General features: G+C 67.9%; 13 protein-coding genes. 2 read left to right on the top strand and 11 right to left on the bottom strand.

The window, feature by feature from the left end; genetic code table 11:
* Positions 1-7 precede the first annotated feature (7 nt).
* The 6 genes from F0U60_RS25175 to F0U60_RS25150 all read right to left on the bottom strand — a co-directional run bounded on the left by F0U60_RS25175 (position 8) and on the right by F0U60_RS25150 (position 9,748).
* On the bottom strand, positions 8-592 hold the full coding sequence (locus F0U60_RS25175) for an SAM-dependent methyltransferase (protein ID WP_395824176.1): 585 nt from the start codon (positions 590-592) through the stop codon (positions 8-10).
* The gene (locus tag F0U60_RS25170) at positions 589-2,034 is read right to left on the bottom strand and encodes an APC family permease (RefSeq protein WP_395824173.1); all 1,446 of its coding nucleotides are present in this window, start codon (positions 2,032-2,034) and stop codon (positions 589-591) included. Before F0U60_RS25170 ends, F0U60_RS25175 begins: the two co-directional genes overlap by 4 nt.
* A gap of 193 nt (positions 2,035-2,227) precedes the next feature.
* Positions 2,228-2,629, bottom strand: coding sequence for a septal ring lytic transglycosylase RlpA family protein (locus tag F0U60_RS25165; protein ID WP_395824170.1), 402 nt, complete (start codon positions 2,627-2,629; stop codon positions 2,228-2,230).
* 245 nt (positions 2,630-2,874) lie between these two features.
* Positions 2,875-3,402 carry a GNAT family N-acetyltransferase gene (locus F0U60_RS25160; protein WP_395824167.1) on the bottom strand — a complete coding sequence of 176 codons (528 nt, stop codon included), beginning with the start codon at positions 3,400-3,402 and terminating at the stop codon, positions 2,875-2,877.
* Between the two features lies 1 nt (position 3,403).
* Positions 3,404-4,324, bottom strand: a complete 921-nt coding sequence (locus tag F0U60_RS25155; protein ID WP_395824165.1) for a DUF808 domain-containing protein — start codon at positions 4,322-4,324, stop codon at positions 3,404-3,406.
* 78 nt (positions 4,325-4,402) lie between these two features.
* Complete coding sequence (locus tag F0U60_RS25150; RefSeq protein ID WP_395824162.1) at positions 4,403-9,748, bottom strand: AAA family ATPase; 5,346 nt, start codon at positions 9,746-9,748, stop codon at positions 4,403-4,405.
* Between the two features lie 293 nt (positions 9,749-10,041).
* Here F0U60_RS25150 and F0U60_RS25145 point away from each other — a divergent pair, with 293 nt between their 5' ends.
* On the top strand, positions 10,042-10,938 hold the full coding sequence (locus F0U60_RS25145; protein ID WP_395824159.1) for a hypothetical protein: 897 nt from the start codon (positions 10,042-10,044) through the stop codon (positions 10,936-10,938).
* A 32-nt stretch (positions 10,939-10,970) separates the two neighbouring features.
* Here F0U60_RS25145 and F0U60_RS25140 read toward each other — a convergent pair whose 3' ends face one another.
* The gene (locus tag F0U60_RS25140) at positions 10,971-11,576 is read right to left on the bottom strand and encodes a hypothetical protein (RefSeq protein ID WP_395824156.1); all 606 of its coding nucleotides are present in this window, start codon (positions 11,574-11,576) and stop codon (positions 10,971-10,973) included.
* 97 nt (positions 11,577-11,673) lie between these two features.
* Positions 11,674-12,099, bottom strand: coding sequence for a hypothetical protein (locus F0U60_RS25135; RefSeq protein ID WP_395824153.1), 426 nt, complete (start codon positions 12,097-12,099; stop codon positions 11,674-11,676).
* A 249-nt stretch (positions 12,100-12,348) separates the two neighbouring features.
* Here F0U60_RS25135 and F0U60_RS25130 point away from each other — a divergent pair, with 249 nt between their 5' ends.
* Complete coding sequence (locus F0U60_RS25130; RefSeq protein WP_395824150.1) at positions 12,349-12,732, top strand: hypothetical protein; 384 nt, start codon at positions 12,349-12,351, stop codon at positions 12,730-12,732.
* A 23-nt stretch (positions 12,733-12,755) separates the two neighbouring features.
* Here the strand turns inward: F0U60_RS25130 and F0U60_RS25125 are convergent, their stop codons facing one another.
* From F0U60_RS25125 to F0U60_RS25115, 3 genes are all read right to left on the bottom strand, one after another.
* Complete coding sequence (locus tag F0U60_RS25125) at positions 12,756-13,373, bottom strand: peptidylprolyl isomerase (RefSeq protein ID WP_395824147.1); 618 nt, start codon at positions 13,371-13,373, stop codon at positions 12,756-12,758.
* A 65-nt stretch (positions 13,374-13,438) separates the two neighbouring features.
* Positions 13,439-14,725, bottom strand: coding sequence for a CotH kinase family protein (locus F0U60_RS25120; protein ID WP_395824144.1), 1,287 nt, complete (start codon positions 14,723-14,725; stop codon positions 13,439-13,441).
* 84 nt (positions 14,726-14,809) lie between these two features.
* Positions 14,810-17,719, bottom strand: coding sequence for a carboxypeptidase regulatory-like domain-containing protein (locus tag F0U60_RS25115; RefSeq protein ID WP_395824141.1), 2,910 nt, complete (start codon positions 17,717-17,719; stop codon positions 14,810-14,812).
* Between the last annotated feature and the right edge of the window lie 13 nt (positions 17,720-17,732).

The following is a 17,732-nucleotide window of genomic DNA, read 5'->3' as shown; positions in this document are numbered from 1 at the left end:
GCGATGCTCAGCGCGGGGCCCTGTGGCCCCCGCGCTCCGGGACGACCCACAGGTAGAGGGTGCTTCCGTTCGTCTCGAGCTGCTTCACCGGCTTCCAATCCCCCATGTCGAAGTCGTGCGAGACGATGCGCGTGCCCGGCTTCAGCTCGGCGAGCAGCTTGGGCTTGAGGCGCTCGTTGACGGAGGGCAGCAGGTAGAGCGTCACCACCGAGGCCTCGCCGATGTCGGCATCGAACAAGTCTCCCTGGCGGAACTCCACGCGATCCTCCACACCCGCGCGGCGCGCGTTCTCGTTCGCCTCGGCGATGCGCTCGGGATCGATGTCCACCCCCACCCCGCGGGCCCCGTACTTCCGCACGGCGGTGATGACGATGCGCCCATCTCCGCTGCCGAGATCGTAGACGACATCCCCCGGCCGAACCCTGGCCAACTCCAGCATGCGCTCCACGTCGTCTTGATGCGTGGGGACGAAGGGCACCTCAGGGGCCTGGGCCTCCTCCTCGTGTTGTCCTGGCAGCTGACGGGCCGAGGTGTCCTGGGCGGATGCCGCGAACCCTACGACGAGTGACAACACGACCATGAGCCGCTTCATGTGACCTCCTTGGGTTGTTGCATGCGGGGAGCGTGAGGTGCGTGGCGCTGCTGGCGGGGGGACGTGCGGACGCGGCGCACGTGCTCCACCGTGAGCAGCACGGCACCGGAGCCCAGGACAACCAGGCTCGCCAGCGCGCCCAGCCCCGCGTACGCCAGGCTGGAGTAGAGGACGTACCCACACGTTCCAATGAAGAGCAGCGGCGTCAGCGGGTACAGCGGCACCCGGAACGGACGAGGTGCATGGGGCTCGCGCACGCGCAGCACCAGCAGCGACACGCCCGTCAGCAGGAAGAAGAGCCAGAAGACGGGCGCGGTGTACTCCACCATGGTCTGGAAGCCCTGGCGCGTCAGCGTGCCCAGTCCCACCAAGACCAGGGAGATGGCCCCCTGCACGAGGAGCGCGCGCGTGGGCGTGTTGGCGCGTGCGTGCCAGTGGCCCAGCCCCTTGAAGATCACGCTGTCGCAACCGAAGGCGTAATGGGTGCGCGCACCGGTGAGCACCGTGGCGTTCGCGGAGGTGAGCGCGGACACGGCGACGACGATGCAGATGAGCTGTGCGCCCCAGTTGCCCAGAGCCCGCTTCATCAGATCCGCGGCCACCGCCTCCGAGCTCCCCACCCCCGCGAGGCCCAGGCCCCGCAGGTAGGCCCAGTTGACCAGCAGGTACAGCGCCGTCACCACGCCGATGCTCACCAGCAGGGCCCGTCCGAGGTTGCGCCGTGAGCCCTTCACCTCCGCGGAGAGGCAGGCCACCTCGTTCCACCCGCCATAGGTGAGCAGGACGAAGATCATGGCCATGCCCCAGGCCGAGCCCATGGAGGACGAGGAGGCCGCAGGCGGGGGCTGGGCGGGGGTGGGGGCGAGCAGCAGCCCCGCCACGATGAGGACTCCCACGCCGAGCACCTCCAGCACGGTGAGCAGGTTCTGGGTGCGTGTGCCCTGCCGGAGCCCGGCCACGTTCATGGCCGTCAGCCCCACCACCACCGCCGTCGCATACACCGAGGACGAATACGATCCGAGCGGCACGAGCTGGGAGGCGTAGTCACCGAACACGAAGGCCAGCAACGCAATGGAGCCGGTGGGGATGACCGTCAACCGGGCCCACGCGAAGAGGAACGCCGGCCCCTGGCCGAGCGCACGGTGCAGGAAGTGGTAGTCACCACCGGGATGCGGCCAGGCACTCGCCAGCTCCGCGTAACACAGCGCGCCCACCAGCGAGGCCACACCTCCGAGCAGCCACGCGAGCAGCACGGCGCCCTCACTGCCCAGCTGGGCCGCCACCAGTGAAGGCGCCTTGAAGATGCCGGCTCCCAGGACAACGCCCACCGTCAGCGCTACCGCGTCCATGATGCGCAAAGAGGGCAAGGGGCGCGCGAGGTCCACTGGCGTTGAAGCCACCTGCCCTCGCTGCCTGCCCACTCCTCTCGCCCGCTTCCGCATGTGTCTTGCTCCGCGCATCGGAACTGTCCGATGCACGCCACAAACTGCACCCACGAGAGAGCCGAGGCGACTCCTCGGCTCGGGGCCCCCCGTTCTTCATTCATGCACCGGGGGGCTCCTTCGTACCGCTGCGGGGAGTACACCACGAGCGAGGGAGCAGGCTTTACCTCCCTCGCTCGTGGTAGGGATTGTTTTACGGGAGGATCTCGTACTGCACAGGGATGACGCCAAGGTCAGGGTTGGCGATCTGAATGAACGCCCCGTAGGTGAGATCCAGGCAGGTCGCGCCGCCAAAGCCTCCGCGGTCATTGATGGTCACCGTGACGGACCGGCCCTGGTAGGTCACCTTGACCCGAGTGCCAAATGGCAGGGAGTTGTGCGCGGCCTTGAGCGCCCAACGGCTGAAGGGCTCGCCGCTGGCGGTGGGCCACCCCTCGGGGATCTCCCCCTCCGCGCCGTACCAGGTCGCGTTGCAGGTGGCCAGGGTGCCCATCTGGGAAGCCTGAGCGGAGGGGGCCACCAGGGTTCCCGTCAGACCCACAAGGCCCATGAGGGTAAAGACAATCGCGGCACGACGAATGATCTTCTTGCTCATTCTCTTGCTCCAATTGGGATGAGAGGGATTAGGGGGTGCTGCGCCCCTTATGAGCAGTCCGCGTATTTTTTCGGGTTTAATCGCGCGACGACACGGTCCCGACACAGTCCCAGCCGGGAGCTTCTTCGAGGAGACGGGGTGTTACCCTGTTCGCGACTTGATAATGCCTGTCGTATGGTGGATTCCCCCAACGACAGTCTTCTCAGGCGACAAGGGATTGGTTCCCGCGCTCCGAGACACGCGACTCAGCGTCCCGCTTCGCCGAGCAGCTTGTAGTAGACAACCGTGCCCTGCAGGGTGCCATCGGCGACCCGGGCGTACTGGGGAATGACCCCCGTCCGAAGCCAGCCCAGGGACTGGTAGAGCCGCTCGGAGGGAGCGCCTTCCAGGGTGTCCAACACCAGGGTGGTCCTCCCCCGCTCCCGGGCCCGCTCCTCCAGGGCCTGCATGAGCGCGGCCCCAATCCCCCGGCGGCGGAAGGCCGAATGGACCAGCACCTTGGACACTTCCGCCCGGTGGCGGGCGTTGGCCTTGCTCGCCTCCACCAACTGGGCCGTGCCGGCCACCCGGCCGTCCACCCAGGCCAGAGCCAGGCTGTGCCCGGGCGAGGCCAGCTCGGCCACCACGCCTTCCCAGTAGGCTCGAGCCTCGGCCACATCCAGCGGCGGGAGGAAGCCTACGGAGGCTCCGCCGTCCACGGAGTCCCTGAGCAGTTCCACCAGATCATCCAGGTAGGACGCTGCTTCGGTGGCCTCCAGGAAGCGGATCTCCACGTCAGGCCTCCTTCTTGCCACGACGCACGACGCGCTGAACCATGGTCACCACGCCGAGCACCACCGCGCCGGCCACGATGCCAATCAGCGCGTCGGCCAACGACGGAATGATTGCCGCCAGCGGACCGGTGTGGTGGGCGAACTCCTCGATCGCGTGGTGCAGCGGGGGGATACCGTGCGTGAGGATGCCTCCGCCCACCAGGAACATGGCCGCGGTGCCGGCGACCGACAGGCCCTTCATGAGCCAGGGCGCCGCCTTCAGGATGACCGCCCCCAGGCTCTGCTGGAATCCACTGGAGCTCCGGCTGAGGGCGAGCCCCAGGTCGTCGATCTTCACGATGCCCGCCACCAGGCCGTAGACGCCCACGGTCATCAGCACGGCCACGCCGATCAGCACCGACACCTGGGTCATGAAGGGCGCGCTGGCCACGACACCCAGGGAGATCGCGATGATCTCCGCCGAGAGGATGAAGTCGGTGCGCACCGCGCCCTTGATCTTCTCCTTCTCGAGCGCCACCAGGTCGACGTTCGGGTCGGCCAGGGCCTGGGTGAGCTCGGCGTGGTGGGCCTCGTCCTCGGCCTCGCTGTGCAGGAACTTGTGCGCCAGCTTCTCGACGCCCTCGAAGCACAGGAAGAGGCCACCCACCATCAGCAGCGGCGTCACCGCCCAGGGCGCCAGGGCGCTGATCGCCAGCGCCAGGGGCACCAGGATGGCCTTGTTCACCGCCGAGCCCTTGGCCACCGCCCACACCACGGGCAGCTCGCGGTCGGCGTTGACGCCAGTGACCTGCTGGGCATTGAGCGCCAGGTCATCTCCCAGCACGCCAGCGGTCTTCTTGGCGGCCAGCTTGGTCATCACCGCCACATCGTCAAGGATGGTGGCGATGTCGTCGATCAGGGCAAGCAGGCTGGATCCGGCCAAGAGAGGGCTCCTTATCTTACGAGTGGGTGGCGGCGGCAAACGACGCCGGCGCGCATCCTACCCTGGAATTCACACCCGTCACCCTCCGCGGCGCGTTTCCTTGAGGGGGAGCTCAAGGGTAGCGATGGCTCCCAGACCCGGCCCGTCGCTCTCCAGCGTCAGCCGACCCCCCAGCAGCCGGGCCGCCAGCGCACTGGTGTGCAGGCCGATGCCGTAGCCATCCTTGCGCGTGCTGAAGCCTTGTGTGAAGAGCCGCTCGCGGACCTCCGGTGTCAGGCCCTCGCCGTTGTCCTCCACCTGGATTCGAGCCCACCCGTCCTCCGCGGTCAGCCGCACCCGCAGGCGCCGCTCCGCCTCGGGCACGGGCGTCAGGGCCCCCCGAGCGTTGCTGAGCAGGCTCGTGAGGATCTGCAACACGCGGTGCCTGTCCACCCGCACCAGCGGTAGCTCGGAGAGCTCCTTCGTCACCGACATGGGGAAGTGCCGTGACGCCATCTGGTGCAGGTGCAGGGCTTCCTCCACCAGCCCGCCCAGGTCGTACTCGTCCGTCAGCAGCGTGGACGTTGCGTAGGTCCGCTGCGTCTGGACGATGGTCCCCACCCGGCTCACATGTCCTTCCAAGGCCTCCAGGCCCTTCTTCAGCACCGCCTGCTCGCGCAGCAGCTCGCTCGCGAGGCTGGACAGGTAGCCCGCCAAGAGGCTGCCGCGCGAATCCTGGGTGAGGAAGTCCGCCAGGTCATCCTGGTGCTCCTCCAGCAGCTCCGCGACCTGTTGCACCCGGCCGACACGCGAGGCCTCCACCGCCTTGCGGAGCAGGTCAGTGTCCACCACCACGCTGGTGAGGGCATTGCCCGCCTCGTGGAGGATGTTGGAGGCGATCTCCGCCATGCCTGCCACGCGCGCCGTCTCCACCAGGTGCGCCTGGGCCTGCTTCAGCTCGCGCGTGCGCTCCTCCACCCGCCGCTCCAGCTCATCATTGGACTGGCGCATGGCCGCCTCGGCCCGCCGCACCTCCGCGTACAGGCGCGCGTTCTCAATGGAGATGGCCGCCTGGGAGACGATGTGTCTGAGCAGCGCGACGCGCCTCTGGGAGAAGGCCTCCGAGGCCAGATCGTTCTCCAGGTACAACAGCCCGCCGAGCTCCTCCTGGCGCCCGAGCGGCAGGCACAGCACGCAGCGAGCCGGACTGTCGGAGAAGTACGCATCGCTGGAGAAGGCGTGGGGCTGGGCGGTGTCGTTGATGAGGACGTGCTCGCCCGAGCGCCGCACGTAGGTCAGCAGCGTCCACGGCAAGGGCCGCTCGGCCTCCGCTGAGATCGAGGACAGGCCCGAGAAGGTGTCCACGAGGGCCGCCACCTCCAGAGTGTCATTGCGCAGCAACAGCAGCGCGCCGCGCTGGGCGCCAACGTTCTCCAGCGCCACCCGCATGAGGGTATTCACCAGGCGATCCAGGACGATCTCACTGGAGATGGCCTGCTGGGCCTTGACGATCGTGATCGCATCCAGGTGACTGGAGTCCGTGTCGTAGCTGGTGCTGGACTCCGGGCCTTTCACGAGCGGAGAGGCCAGGACCGGCCACAGCTCGTCCATCTGCCGCACCTTGCCCTCGGCCCCCCACTGCCACCAGGCCTCCCGCGCATCCCGAGCGAAGGCCTGGGCTGTGGTGGGCATCCCCCGCGCTTTCCAGAAGCGCGCGGCCAACTCACAGGCCAGGGCCACGTTCAGCAGAGAGCCCTGAGCGCGCGCGGATTGGATGGCCTCCTCGTAGGCCCGGAGGGCATTGTCGGGTTGGTCCTTCAGGCGCGCCCTCTCCGCGGCCACCAGTCGCTCGGCGGCGCGGAAGTTCTCCGGGCAGTGCTCTGCCCACTCCGCCAACTGCAGGCGATGTTGCTCGATGGCCTCCAGGTACTCGCTCCGCAGCGGCGGCGGGGCATCCCGGCAGCACGCCGCCAACGTCAGCGCCCGATACAGGTGGTAGAGGTAAAGGAAGGTCTGGCCGTGCGAGGACCAGAGCAGCTCCTTGGCGGAAGCAGCCGCCTGGCGCGCCTCGTCATAGGCGCCACACATGAAGCGGGACTGCAGCTTCATGATGGCATAGCTGCAGCGCATCGAGCTCAGGCCCCGCGAGGCCAACTGGCTCTCGAACGCCGCCTCGTCGAAGCCATCACCGTTCAGGGTACCGAACGACACGGTGCGCCCGCGGAGTTGTTGCACGTAACGCTGGCAGACGAGCATCGTCTGGGCGGAATCCCAGAAGCCCGCCTTGGAGGAGAAGTCATGGCCAGCGACAGCATCCTGGTGGATGTCGCCCAGCTCGCGTCCTAGGGCGAGATGGCTTGCGACGAGGTTGTTGTAGCAATAGCTGGCGTTCTGGAAATCACCTGCCAGGACGGTCCGGTGCAAGGCATCGCGGAAGCGCTCCTGAGCCTGGGGAAACGGGTGCACCCACTGCTCGAGCAAGCCCCGAAGCAGGAACACCTCGCCCCGCTGGTTGGAGAGCCCCTGGCGCTCGGCGAGCTCGCTGGCGAGCTTGCTGAAGATATGCCCCTCCCGGTACCGCCGGAAGGCCGTGCTGCTCACGAAGCCGTACCAGGCATACGCGTGCGCAGAGGCCTCCGAGCTGCCATGACGGATGGAGAGGGCCACCATCCGGCAGATGTGGAGGACGAACAGGGAGTTGTTGCCAGCGTAGAAGGCCGGAAGAGACAGGGCCGCGAGGACGCTCATGACCGCCTTCAGGTCAGGGTCCGACAGGGACGGCAGCTCGATGAGGCTCTCGATGGGGCGCTCTCCCAGCAGGCGCCACACCTCTTCGTTGGCGGCCATCACCTCCTCCCACGCGGGGTTGGGTGACAGGGGTACGCCAAACGCCTCCAGGCATTCCAACAGGCAGCTGACAGCACCCGGGGCATCGCTGGAGGCGATGAGGATCTCGCGCTTGAGGGAGTAGGCCGCGGCCTGGTCCGCGCGCGTGCGCGCCCGAGGCAGCAGCTCGTCCACGAGCCGGCGTGCCTCGGCGGCGTTGCCGCTGATGAGCTCACAGCCCGCCTGGTCCAGGCGCAGCTTGAAGGCCAGCGCGCCCTCCCCTTCCCAGGGGTTGGCGGGAAGCAGGGAGAAGGCCGTGGAGAAACAGGCCACGGCCGAGCGATAGGCATTGGAGGCCTTGGCTCTCCAACCCGCCTCGGCATTCAGGTGCGCCAGGCGGGAGCGCTCTGCCTGCTCCGTCATCAACTCCACACCCGCGTTGAGGTGCCCCACCACATCGAAGAGGCGCTCGCGCAGCTCCTCCGGCGAGAGGCGCTCCAGCAGCAGGCGGCCCATGCGCAGGTGGACGGCGTTGCGCTCCTTCTCGGGGATGAGGGTGTAGACCGCCTGTTGAATCCGATCGTGCAGGAAGCGGTACCCCCAGGTGTCCACCCGCATCAGCAGATCTTCCTGGAGCGCGGGCTCCAGGCTCTGCTCCACCTGGGCTGCGTCCTGATGGGACAGGAGGGCCAGGTCCTGCGCGGGGCAGGTATTGCCCACGCACGCCGCCAGACAGAGCAGTTGCCGCGTCTGCTCCGGCAACTGCCGCAGGCGGCCCACCATGAAGTCGATGACGTTGTCCGAGTACCCCTTGGCGCGTACCCCCTCGGCGTCCCAGCGCCAGCCCCCCTCCGGGGCCCGCCCCACCAACCCGTCCTGGTGGAGCGTCTGCAACAACTGGAGGAGGAAGAAGGGGTTGCCGCCCGTCTTCTCCTGGACGAGGGCCGTCAGGGGCACCACCAGCTCCTCACTGGCCCCGGGCAGTGCATCCGCCACCAGCCGCCGCGTCTGCTCCAACGCCAGGGGACCCAGGTGGAGCTCTCCCAACGTCGCCCCAGCCTTGCGCGCCTCCGCCAGGGTCCACTCCAACGGGTGGGAGGGGCTCACCTCCTTGTCCCGGTAGGCGCCGATCAACAGCAGGGGCGGCGTATCCGGGTGCGTGGTGAGGTAGCGGAGCAGCTCGAGGCTGGCGAAGTCCGCCCACTGCAGATCATCCAAGAAGAGGACGAGGGGGCGCTCCGGGGTCGCGAAGACACCGAGGAAGCGCTGGAAGACGCGGTTGAAACGGTTGCGCGCCTCGCTGGGGGGGAGCTCGGAGAGCGCAGGCTGCGCGCCGGCGACCCGCTCGAGCTGAGGCACCAGCGTCACCAGCACCTGGCCATTGCCCTCCCACGCCTCCAGCAACCGCCGGCGCCAGGACGCCATCTCCTCGTCGCTGCCGGCCAGAAGCTGCTGCACCAGCTCCCGGATGGCCTGCGCCAGGGTGGCGTAGGGAACGTCACGCTGGAATTGATCGAACTTGCCGCTGAGGAAGAAGCCGCGCCGCCGAAGCACCGGACGGTGCAGCTCGCGGACGACGGCGGACTTGCCGATGCCGGGGTAGCCGCGGACGAGCATCCACTCGGCCCGCTTCGTCTGAGCCACCCGCTCGAAGGACTTCAGCAGCGTGTCCACTTCCGCCTCGCGGCCATACAGCCGCTGAGGGAGCAGGAAGCGGGCGGGAAGATCCTTGCTGCCCAAGGGGAAAGGCTCCGGCGTCCCGCTCCGCAGCGCCTCCTGGCACCGCTCCAGGTCCGCCCGCAGCCCCTCGGCGCTCTGGTAGCGCTCCTCCGCCACCTTGGCCAACAGCTTCATCACCACCGCGGAAAGCACGGGGGGAATGGACGACGTCACCCGGTGCGGAGGAATGGGCGCCTGGGCCAGATGGGCGTGGAACCACTCCAGGACGTCCTGCCCCCGGAAGGGCAGCTTCCCCGTCAGGAGCTCGTAGAACGACACCCCCAGCGAGTAGAAGTCCGTGCGGTAGTCCACCGCGCGATTCATCCGCCCCGACTGCTCCGGAGACATGTAGGCCGGAGTGCCTTCGACGAACTGGTGCTGGAGGACGGCCTCCACGTGCTCCACCCGCTGCAGGGTGGCGATGCCGAAGTCGATGAGCCAGGCGCCCCCCGCCGGCGACACGAGGATGTTGGAGGGTTTGATGTCCTTGTGAATGACGCCGCGCCGGTGGACCTCCGCCAGGGTGGCCGCCAGGGAGAGGGCCAGCTCGAAGAAACGGGGAGGCTCGAGTGTGCGCCCCACTTGCTCCGAAAGGGCCACACCCCCCACGTCCTCCAGCAGGAGGACGGGCCGCTCCTGGAGCACCTCATGCCCGTGGGCGACAAGCACCCCAGGGGCGCCACGCAGGCGCTGCAGGATGTTGTACTCGCGCTGGTAGCGGGCGCGCTCGCGCGGACCGGGATGTTGGGAGCGAGGCGTCTTCACAATGACCGGGAGCCCGTCGGCCTCACGCACCGCACGGTAGAGGACGTTCGTTCCCGTCTCTTGGAAGGGCGCCTGGAGCGTGTATCCGGGGATGAGGAGGGAAATCACGCGATTGGGGGAGTCGCTGACGCTCATTGGTGGGGCACCGGCCCTTTCCCGAAGCGAAGGGCGGGGATGGGTACCATATCGCACCGAAGAGGGGGCTCCCTACACGGTCAGTCACACTTGAAAGCCCGATATGCAGTCTCCGGGCCTACGTTCACCGGAGCATGAACCCGAGCTCCTTTTTGGGCGTCCGCCTCCCCTCCGTGTGCCGGGCTACGGTGCTCACGGTGCTCGCCCTAGGCACTCCGAGTGCATTGGCCATACAGGCGCCCACCCCGCCCCCGGCCAGCGAGCCCTCCGCTCCAGCGCCCGAGGATGAGGATGTGCAGGAGACTGCCGCACCCGAGCCCACCCTCACCAACGAGGCCTTCACCGCGGCCCTGAAGTCCCCGCCGGAGGACGTGGTGAAGCGCTGCGGTGCCCCCATCGCGGGCATGGACGAGGTGCTAACACCGGGTGGGATATTGCTGCTCGGGGAGCTGCACGGCACGCGAGAGATTCCAGCCTTCGTGGGGACGCTGAGCTGCCACGTGGCGAGCGCCGGTGTGCCGGTGGTGGTGGGGCTGGAGCTGCCACGAGAGGAACAGCGGGCCCTGCGCCGCTACCTGAAGAGCCGGGGGGACAAGCAGGCGCGCGCGTCGCTCACCGAGGGTGGCTTCTGGCGCCGGCCCTATCAGGACGGGCGCAGCAGCGAGGCCCTCGTCGCGCTGGTGGAGAGGCTGCGCGTGCTGCGCGCGCAGGGACTGAGCATGTCCGTGTTCACCTTCGATGCACCGGGCCAGGGCAGCCAGCGCGCGGCCGCCATGGCGCACCGCGTGCTCGAGGTGCGCAAGACAGCACCCAGGAGCACCTTCCTGCTGCTGGGCGGCAACGTCAACACGCGCACCGCGCGTGGCACTGAGTGGGACGAAACGTTCACCCCCATGGGCTGGCACCTCGTCCGAGCGAAACAACCGGTGCGCGCGCTGGACGTGCGCTACAGCCGGGGCACCGCGTGGACGTGCAACCTCGTCACCGGTGAGAACCAGAAGCTCGACTGTGGTGCCACTCCCGCCACCCCGCCCGCGGCCCGCAGCAGGGACAAGAGCATCTTCCGGGGACCCCGCGCCTTCGTGGAGCTCACCCCCGAGTACACCCACGAAGGCTACGACGGTGTCTTCTACGTGGGCCCCCTCACCGCCTCGCCGCCCGCGGTGGCCATCACCGGTCAGCCCCACTGAGCCGGGGCCTCGCCCCATCGGCCGCGCGGCGTTCAGTGCTTCTGCTGCGCCACCTGCTCCTCGATTCGCCGGGCCTCCGCCGCGTCCAGCCGCTGGAGCAGCTTCCACTCCAGATCCACGGCCCGAGCGAAGCCACGGTCCTTGCTCTTGTTGCCCTGGTTGATGCCCATCGCGGACCCGTCCTTCATCTTGTGCGAGTGGTGGATGGGATCCTCGCCCAACGGGCTGACCTCGTCCGCGGCCAGGAACATCAGGACGGAGCCATCCGTCATGTCCGTGGGCGTGAGCTGCAATTTGCTCCCCGTCATCCGGGACTCGCGGTAGATGCGAATCTCGCTGTTGGCCCGGTTGAGCGGCAGGCCTCGCACGAAGATGCGATCGACGCTGCTGATCACCCGGCTCTCGTTGAACGAGGTCACCCAGTCGGAGATCATCACGTACTGGCGGGGGCTCTCCATGGGCGGGTAGCCCTGCTCGGAGACGAACTTCCGCACCTCGGGCCAGAGCTCATCCAACGGGCGCGGATAGGTGTACTCGTACATCTGCTCGTAATGAGCCTGGTGCTGGAGGGCCGCACAACCCGACAGCACCCCCTGCACGCCCAACGACGCAATCACGGCGAAGACTCGCAGGTTCACGAACGCAGTCCCTTCGTCGGAGATGACGAAGCGGGAAACGCTCGTCCGCCCGCAGCCATATCGGCCCCCCCCAGACGGCGCGAGTCACGCCGCGCGACTACTCGACCCAGTGGACCTTGCCCAGACCGGCGGGGAGCAGGTCGCACACGTAGAAGATGTCATCGTACGGGTAGTTGTCATAGACGCCCCGGGCAGGGATGCAGCGCGCCGACTCGGGATATGGAGCGTTGAAGTCCGCGGCGAGCTGCTGGCAGGACGCGTTGTCGTCAGGACCCCCGCACTCCTCGGTGCAGCTATCGGCGCTGATCCAATACGGGTTGTAGAGAGGGTACGAGTCCGCCACCGTCCAGCACAGCCCGGTCGAGCACTGCGCGTCGGAGGAACAGCCAGAACCCACGGCATTCAGGGCCTGCGTCTGCTCCGAGAGAACCTGGGACGGCTCGGCAACCGTGCCGCCACAGGCCACAGGGCCGAGCAAGGTGAGCGAGAAGAGGGCGACAGACGCCGCGAGGATGTTCCGCATGGATGAGCACCTTTCCAGGTGAGGGGGGGCGCCGAGGCAAGCATTTCTCGCGGGCCACGCCAAGCCTCTTTGTTGTGACTTCAAACAATCCCCGGTACCGCTCCCAACGCATTGAACGTAGCCCCGGCCTCCCCACCGGACGATGCGCGCTCGGCTCCGCGTGTCCAGGGTGCGTCCGGCCCCATCGCCAGAAGCATGAGGCGCACGGGGAAGACGAGACGTTGAACCGGCATACGCGGAGGTGGGGCAATGAGGCGACTGGTCATGTCGTGGATGGCGGCGCTGGCGCTGTGGCTGTCGGGATGTGCCAACTGCGAGCAACTCCAGGAGGGCGCCACGGAGCTGGTCTCCCGTTACGCCCGGTGCCGCGCTGGCGACACCTGCCAGGAGGTCGATCTGCTCGCCCTGGCTGGCGGGCAGAACTGCCTGGGAGCCTTCCAATGCTTCGGTGCGGTCAACTCGAGGGCGAACCTCGCCGAGTTCCAGCGGCGAGCGCGAATCCTGGCCCAACAGGCGTCCTATGCGTGCCAGCCAGGAGAGTGCGTCACCGCCGCCTGCCTGGACCCAAGTGAGCTCGAGCCCGTGTGTGACACGGAGCTCGGCCAGTGCGTCCTGGTGCCGCGCCAGCCGTGAGCTGAGTCGACCTTCATCGAGCGTCACGGCTTGCGCGTGGCGCGCAGGATCTTGACCGGCGGCGTGAGCTTCTGCCCGTCCGCGGGCGCCTGCTGGATGGCGCGCACCACGTCCATGCCCTTCACCACCCGGCCGAAGGCCCCAAAGCCATGCCCGTCCGGGTTGCGCTTGCCTCCGTGATCCAGCTCGGGCTGGTCACCCACGCAGATGAAGAAGTCCGACACCGCGCTGTCCGGCGTGTCGCGCGCCATCGAGATGGAGCCATCCTTGTGCTTGAGCCCCGTCTCGTTCGTGCGCTCGAGCGGAATTGGCGGGAGCTGCTCGGACTCGCGAGCGGGGTTGATGCCTCCCTGGATGACCTCGATCTTCACCTGATTGTTCGGCTGGTTGTCAGGCTTCACCGTGCGGTGGAACACCCCGCCCTCGAAGAAGCCACCGTCCACGTAGTGGAGGAAGTTCCGCACTGTCTTGGGCGCGTGGGTCTCGTCGAGCTCCAGCTCGATCTCTCCCTTCTCCGTCTGAAGCACGACCCGCACCGTCTTGACCGGCTCCGGTTTCGCCGCCTTCTTCGGCGCGGCGGCAAAGGCGGTGGGGGCGAGGGCGAGCAGCACGGCGAGGCAGGCGGATGAGAGCAGGTTCATGGACGGCATTTCGCAACAGTCCATCCCGCTTGCCAACACGAACCCGTCCCACGGGGCGAATGGGCTCAGGGAAGCTGCTGCTCCAGCGTGCCCCAACGCAGCTGCACCCACCACCGGAGGTACTCCACTTCCTCGTCGAAGGTGGTGAAGTCCGTGCGGGTCTTCCACCGGAAGAAGCTCAGGTAGTCCTCCCTCCACCGGACCTCGTCACGACGGGCCGCGGCAGCCACCTCCCGCGCGTACTCGTCGATGAGCCCGAGCACCACCTCCGCTCGCAGCTCTCCCTGGAGCAGCACCCGGTAGCGCTCGCGCAGGGACGCCGCGATGGAGGGGTCCTCCAGCATCCGGGCGAAGAGGTGATTCCGGGTCGTGAAGTGGGGGTGCTCCCGTGGATCATTGCGCCGCGTGTCCCAGTTCTGGCCGAAGCTGGTATCGAGATCCCACGGGATGTAGCGCCACCGGCCTCCGGGACCCGGAGCCCGGTAGTGGTAGGCGTTCTTCGACACCGAGTCGTTGGCAACGATGAGCGTAGAGAAGATCCACCAGTCCTCGTATTCGTGCGTCATCCACGCGTGGCGCTCCACCTGGAAGCGCTCCGGGCTCGAATCGATCACAAAGGCCGTGAACGCGCGGATGCTGTCGTAGGCTTCGGAGCCAGACTCGGGGCGTCCCGCCCTCTTCTCGAAGCCCTGCTTCAAATCGCGCTTGGGCCGGCCCTCGACGTCCAGGTGGGAGAAGTTGGCGTCATCACCCGAGGCCTTGAACAGCTCCCCTTCCCCATCCAGCCCCTGCGCCGCCATCAGGTGTTTGTCGAGGTGATCGGCCACCGTGTACAGGCCCACGTAGCTCCCGTTCACGTAGACGACGGCGCTGTACGTCTTCACGGGGATGTGGCCCGGCGACATCCGGTTCCACAGCGTGAAGGCGAGCCGATGCCGCATGTACGAGTTGTCGTTGAACGGACTGATGAGTACCACCTTGCGCCGGCCGGTGAAGCCGCCGCCGAGCAGGGGCTCGTCGAAGGGCGCGTCCTTCGGGAAGTCGAGGGTGTAGCTGCGCTTGGGAAAGAAGTGCGAGGTGTTCCCGCGGAGCCTCACCCACAGCCGCTGGCACCGCCCGCGATAGACGAGCCGCGCCACGAAGTAGCCCTCTTCATCCGGAAGGGATTCCGAGATGAACAGGTTGAACACCGGCAACCCATCCTCCTCGACATGGGTCGCTGGACCGGACTCCGCCTGCGCGAACTCCTGACACTCGGCGGGCAGCGGCCCGATCCATTCGGTCGAGGAGGAACAGGACAGCAGCAGCCCTCCCGCCGCCAGACATAACAAGCCCCGCGCGACCCGTGACATGCAGCCTCCATCAGGAGCGCACGCTAGTGGGTGGTGCCACACGCCACAGGCTGCCCTCCAGGGCATTGTCGCGGCACGAACGGGCTAATCGTCGTACAGAGTCCACTGAGGCAACAGCGAGAAGGAGAGCTCGCCCTCGGAGGGGACCTCCAGCTCTTCCCGGTGGACCGCTGTGACGTCCTCGTCCCTCCGCATGGCGAAGAGCGTGTAGTGCCCCGCGGGCACCCGGGAAAACCGCCGGACCCCCTCCCGAACCGGCCTGCCCATGAAGCCACTTTCCAGCTTGGAGTACAGACCGTTCTTCGGACCCATGGACGGCAGGCTCCCCGGGAGGAGATGGACCTCGATGTTCCGATCCGGCACGAAGACATCCACCGCCGCGCCCGGAACCTGCTCGGTGAAGTCCAGCGTCACCCTGTCGCCCGAGGAGAGCTCCACCCGCCGCAGCGGGAACAGTGGCGCCGGGCCCTCGTCGGGCTGCGCCACCACCTGGACCACATAGCGGCCCGCCGGGATGGACCGCAGGGAATAACGTCCATTCCAGAAGCCCGTGGTGGTCATGAGCGTGCCCTGTTCCGAGCGAAGCTTGACCAGGCCCGACGCAACCGGGACACCCGCCGAGGAGATCCGCCCGTCCAGATCGGCTCCGGGCTCGGGCGGGGGCTTCTCGGGCCTCGGCTGCTCCGCCTTCAGGACCACCTCGCCCAGCTCTGCGACCTCTTCCTCCGGCAGATTGAAACGTTCCTGGGAGAACCCTGGAGCGAAGATGTGAACCAGGCTCCCCCTGGAGCGCGGCACGGAGAACCTCCCGTCAGGGTGATTCACGCGTGTCTGATCGACCCAGAACGACGTGAGCGGACTGCCATCCTCGCGCACCACACGTCCGCGGACTTCACACCGCACGTTCCGCATCACGATCCGGACGTCACGGCTCCCGGGAGAAACACGCCCCACCATGGAACCACCTTCATCCCAGTCGAGCCCACTCGAGGCCTCTTGATCGAGCGTATACCCGGGCAAGAACGCATACACCCCCCAGGCTCCCTCCGTCAGGTGCGCCAGCGTGAACCTTCCGTCGGGCCCGGACTGAACCCGCGTGGAGAGATTCGGCTGCCCGGACTTGCCACGCTGGGACCCGGAGATGAACACGCCCTCAATGGGATGGCCTTGCTGATCCACGACCTGGCCCGAGAAGCTCCAGCCCTCCTCGAGCTGGATGCGCACCTTCCGAGCCTCCACGCCATGCACCACCTCCTCCTGCTCCGCGTAGAGGATCCATCCCGAAGGAGGCCTGGCCCGCAGGGTGTAGCGCCCGGGTAGCAGACCTCGAAACACGGCCCTGCCCTCCGCGTCGGTGGTGAGCGCCCGCGAGAAGCTGCCCTTGCTGGCATGGGCCTGAAGCTCCGCACGGCGGACCGGGCGTCCCGCCTCATCCACCAGCTCGATCTCGAGGGAGGCGCCGCCACGCATCACCACACGCGCGTCACGGGAAGGGGCGGAGAGCTGCAGTTCCTCCGTGAGGAAGTCCGGATGGTGGGCCAGGACGCGCCAGGGACCGTGCACGGGAGCCTCCAGTGCGAAGGTGCCATCCGCCCCCGAGAGTGCGACGGCGACAGACGGCCCTGGCGGCCCGGACTCGGCGGGCACGAGCCGCAAGGAGACCCCCTCCACGGGTGCGCCCCTCTCGTCCACGGTGCGGCCCTCCACGAGCCACGCCTCCTTCAACACGACCTGTATCTCCTCCGAGGCCTCGAGCAGACGCTCCGGGAGCTCCTTGCGGACGTGGCGCATCGCCTGCACGCTCATCCCATACGTTCCCGGAACGAGCGGCTCGATCAAAAACCTGCCCCGCGAGTCCGTCCGAACCGTCCATCTGTTCTCCGTCCCAATTCCGGACAGGGTCACCTCCGCTCCCTCGATGGACCGGCCGGAGGTGTGGGTGACGCGTCCGCTCAGTTGGAGATTGGCGCCGAGGACGAGCTCCACCTCGGACCCATTCACATCCACCCGCTGTTGGGCATGGAGCCCTTTTCCGCTGGCCAACAGCACCTGCCCTGGACACAGCCCCTCCAGAACGAAATGCCCGCGCTCATCCGTGAGCGTGGGCGCGATGCGCACGTCATCCTTGACGTGGACGGTGCTCCCCGGAACCGGACCCCGCTCATCCACGACACGGCCCGAGATCCGCAGCGGGGTGAACAGGGTCACATCGAGCGGCCTGGCTCCCCAGGTGGGCGTGCTCGAGCTCGAACGCCTCGGCAAGAAGCCCTCCATCGAGACGAGGACCTCGTGCTCACCCCAGGGGAGTGGACCGACCAGGAACCGGCCTTGCGCATCCGTGGTCGTCTCGACGAAGCGTCCCTCGTTCCGCAGGAGCGTTGTGACGAGCGCTCCCGCGAGCGCCCTCTGCTGCTCGTCGTGCACCTCGCCGGAGATCCATACCCCGAGGGAGACCCGCACCTCGACGTCCTCGCTCCCCGCCGCCACCTCCCACTGAACGCCCAGGTCGTCTCCGCGCTCGGCCCAGAGCATGAAGGAGCCCTCTTCCAGGCCCTCGATACGGAAGTTCCCGTGGGCGTCCGTGGTGGCATGCGCGGATGGCAGTGCCTCCCGCACTCGCTGCTCCGCCGCCAGCTCCAGGAACGTCTTCGCGTACAGACCACCGCCACAGAGAATCCACGAGTCGTCGGATCGGGAAGGAATCCTGGAGAGCCACTCCGCGGACGCGGGCTCGAAGGCCACGACGAGCGCTCCGGGCACCGGCCCCTCTGGACCCACGACCTGGCCCTGGATGGACAACGCTCCCCGAGCCTCGGGCTGGGCTGCCGAGGGCCCCGTCAGCCACGAGGAGCGCGCCCGCGCCGCGGCTTGCTCGCGGGACTCCGCCGGACGACTCGAGGCACTGGGCGCAGGCCCCGCGAACCGCCAGCTGAGCCACGACCCCAACAGGACCAGGAGGACCACCCCAGCCCCAATGCCCCAACGTCGCCGCATGCACGGACCTCTC

The organism is Archangium minus (assembly GCF_044360475.1).
GTDB lineage: Bacteria > Myxococcota > Myxococcia > Myxococcales > Myxococcaceae > Archangium > Archangium minus.
Note: the sequence above shows the minus strand (reverse complement) of the source record. Positions and strands in the feature narration are given on the sequence as shown.

Bases quoted from the DNA above. Each gene is read 5' to 3' on its own strand.
- F0U60_RS25175 (WP_395824176.1), bottom strand. From the start codon at position 592: ATGAAGCGGCTCATGGTCGTGTTGTCACTCGTCGTAGGGTTCGCGGCA.
- F0U60_RS25170 (WP_395824173.1), bottom strand. From the start codon at position 2,034: ATGCGGAAGCGGGCGAGAGGAGTGGGCAGGCAGCGAGGGCAGGTGGCT.
- F0U60_RS25165 (WP_395824170.1), bottom strand. From the start codon at position 2,629: ATGAGCAAGAAGATCATTCGTCGTGCCGCGATTGTCTTTACCCTCATG.
- F0U60_RS25150 (WP_395824162.1), bottom strand. From the start codon at position 9,748: ATGAGCGTCAGCGACTCCCCCAATCGCGTGATTTCCCTCCTCATCCCC.
- F0U60_RS25135 (WP_395824153.1), bottom strand. From the start codon at position 12,099: ATGCGGAACATCCTCGCGGCGTCTGTCGCCCTCTTCTCGCTCACCTTG.
- F0U60_RS25130 (WP_395824150.1), top strand. From the start codon at position 12,349: ATGAGGCGACTGGTCATGTCGTGGATGGCGGCGCTGGCGCTGTGGCTG.
- F0U60_RS25125 (WP_395824147.1), bottom strand. From the start codon at position 13,373: ATGAACCTGCTCTCATCCGCCTGCCTCGCCGTGCTGCTCGCCCTCGCC.
- F0U60_RS25120 (WP_395824144.1), bottom strand. From the start codon at position 14,725: ATGTCACGGGTCGCGCGGGGCTTGTTATGTCTGGCGGCGGGAGGGCTG.
- F0U60_RS25115 (WP_395824141.1), bottom strand. From the start codon at position 17,719: ATGCGGCGACGTTGGGGCATTGGGGCTGGGGTGGTCCTCCTGGTCCTG.